The sequence below is a fragment of the Chamaesiphon sp. VAR_69_metabat_338 genome (assembly GCF_031423935.1).
Taxonomy (GTDB): Bacteria; Cyanobacteriota; Cyanobacteriia; order Cyanobacteriales; family Chamaesiphonaceae; genus Chamaesiphon.
On record NZ_JANPGM010000353.1, the window covers coordinates 1 to 2,813 of the forward strand.

Genomic DNA, 2,813 nt, shown 5'->3' on the forward strand with positions numbered 1-2,813 from the left:
CTTGAGCTTTAGTTGGAGATCTGTGCCTTTTTTGAGCACGACTTCGCCACCAGGACTAGATAAGACAAAGGCGGTTGCTGCTGCGGCACCAGCTAATTTACCATGCTTGAATTTAGTTTTATCGCCGACAAAATTACCGGCGATCGTACCGCCTAAAATAATGCCAGCATTTTTAAGAAATTGACCTTTGGTTTTAGTTTCCACTTGGGTATTGACTAAACTAGCCTCGATCGGGATGAGTTCGCCATTTTTGAGTTTGACATCATCGAAAGTTAAATTCATCTGGGCTTTCTTACCTTTAGCTGCTTTGGTAACATTTTCCAAATGTCCTTCGATTGTGGCATCTTTTAAGGCTGGATATTTACTCACCGAACCATTTTTAATTTTGATGGTAAATTTCTCATTGTTGCGATTTTTACCACTCGAAAGTTCTTGTTGGAGATCGGTATCGATCGTTAATCCTGCCGGAACTGCGGCTAGCGCACCAGCCGGCTTAGTCGTAGCGATCGCACTAGTCGTCGGTTTAACTCCAGTAGTTGCTGGTTTAATTGCAGTAGGAGCCGATTTGACAGTATCTACTGGTTTGTCCGCAACTTTGCTGCTACAACTAGCTAAACTACCCAGCGATAGTGTTAGCAATACTAGTGAAACGGATTGTTTTAACATGATTTTAGACTCCACACCTCATACCACATCAAAATTGAATGCAGTAATGCAAGTTTAGCATTTGCCGCTCGATACAACCATTGGCTAAATGTATGGAAATCTCTACTGCTGACCCCTACTCGATCGAATCGAGCTATACATCTAGCTATGTATTTTTATAGTTAATAGAGACGATCTATTCCTAATTTTAGCGATTTACTTACTTGCTAAAAAAGTCCCTAAAGAGTACTCACAATTTACTTTGCCAATGACCTCTCGACCCAGCCATGCGGTATTGCGCCCGAGGGAATTGAGATTGTCGCTCGTCACCGTCCAAACTCGATTGGGATCGAAGAGGATCGATCGAGTGGGCGGTGCTTGGTGTAAACAGCGAGCGGGATTGACGCTCAGTGCCGACCATAATTCGATCGCCGATAATTTACCCGCTACCACTAAATGTTGCCATAACAGGGGCAAAGCCAACTCCAAACCGATCGCTCCTGGTGGTGCTTCGCCAAAAGCAACGGTTTTTTCTTCATAAGTATAGGCATGATGGTCGATCGAGATCGCATCTAATACCCCAGTTTTGATGCCCTCAATCAGGGCAATTTGGTCGGCGGCGGTGCCTAAAGGCGGATCGAGTTTGAAATTGGGGTCATAACTGGCAAGGTCGCTGGTATTGGCAATGAGGTGCAGCCAGGTGGTACTAGCCGTAATTGGCACGCCGCGTAGTTTGGCGGCGGCAATCAGTTCGACGCCGCGACGGGTGGAAATGCGCATCAGATGGACTGGCGTACCGATCTCGGCGACGATTTCGATCGTCGCGGCTAGCGCGGCAGTTTCGCTACTGACCGGATCGACGGGCAATCCATATTTGAGGGCGGCGATCCCTTTTCTGGCAATGCCATCGCCACGTAATTGACGATCGCAAGCATACAAGGCAATCGGGAGCTGGAATGGTTGGAGATATTCCAGCAACCGGCGAGTGAGGGCGAGATTGGCGATCTCGCGGCCATCCGCCCAACCGGTAATTTGTGCTGTGGCTAGTTCGACTAACTCGGTCATGGCTTTGCCAGCGATACCGGCTGTCAGTGCGCCCCAGTAACCGAGCTGGGGACAATTGGGGATTTGGGCGGCAATTTGGCGATACTCGCGATCGAGACTGAAAATCTCACTAGCTCGATCGAGTGCGGGCAATGTATCGGGGAGAATGTTGACACGGACGAAGCCACCGGCTTGAGCCGCACGCAGTAAAGATGCGATCGTCTCGCGTTCTTCGTGTCCTGGCGTGCCGCTATGGCTGTACAAGTCTACCAATCCTGGGGCGAGGATGAGGTGTGAGGCCGGAATAATGGTCAGATCGGTTGGCAGTTGTGTCGTTGGCGAGACTTCCTGAAGCGTACCATCGATCGCCAGGATATCCGCCACGCGTTCTGTTGGTGTGGCTAGCTGACGATCTCGACTCGCGATCGGATCTAATATTCTGACCTGTTGAAATAATTGGTTCATCGTTTCTGAAAGTCAAGTGCGGCACCGATCGAATCTCATACCAAACCCACTTCGCAAAAACTGCTTGTGCTAGCGAAATTATGTCGCCCTCACCCCGCCAGATCCTGCGGCTCTAGCGGGGTGAGGGCAAGGTCGAGCGGTAAAATTAGGTTCAAACCACCTGAAAGTTTACCACTTATGGTCGATAGTTTAATGACAGACTGGAATGCTCGCCCACTAGCTGACGGGCAAGCGGGCGATCGCTTAAGATGTCGAAAAGTCTAACTGCTATATTGCTACTGGGTAGATCCCCCGCTTGGTGCCAGGGCTGATTTGTCTGGCAGAGAAAAATCGAAAATTCACTTGGAGGTTGGGTTGAACGAATGTGAAACCCAACGACCTTAACAATCAATGGTGAGGATGTTGGGTTTCGTTCCTCTGCTTGGTGCGCTGTCTTGTCTCTCTTCCATGGTCGGGGAACCCGACCGGAGAGAGACGCTTCCATGGTCGGGACACCCGACCGGAGCGCAACCGCAACCAAACCTACAAGATTATTTTTATGTTTTAAATAAATCAACCCTGGCACCAAGCGGGGAGATTCCTAGGGTTTAATCTGAATAAGCTAGACTTTTCAGACATCCTCCGATCCGATCGACTAAATCTCAATTTAACCGACTAAC

The 2,813-nt window shown here is 49.1% G+C and carries 2 protein-coding genes; both read right to left on the reverse strand.

Annotated elements, in window-relative coordinates; genetic code table 11:
- Nucleotides 1-666 (reverse strand): hypothetical protein (locus RMO84_RS10030; RefSeq protein WP_310488323.1); only part of this gene is annotated, 666 nt, incomplete at its 3' end.
- 195 nt (nt 667-861) lie between these two features.
- On the reverse strand, nt 862-2,154 hold the full coding sequence (locus RMO84_RS10035; RefSeq protein ID WP_310488324.1) for a dihydroorotase: 1,293 nt from the start codon (nt 2,152-2,154) through the stop codon (nt 862-864).
- Nucleotides 2,155-2,813: the final 659 nt, after the last annotated feature.

Coding starts and splice junctions, on each gene's coding strand:
- RMO84_RS10035 (WP_310488324.1), bottom strand. CDS start 2,154: ATGAACCAATTATTTCAACAGGTCAGAATATTAGATCCGATCGCGAGT.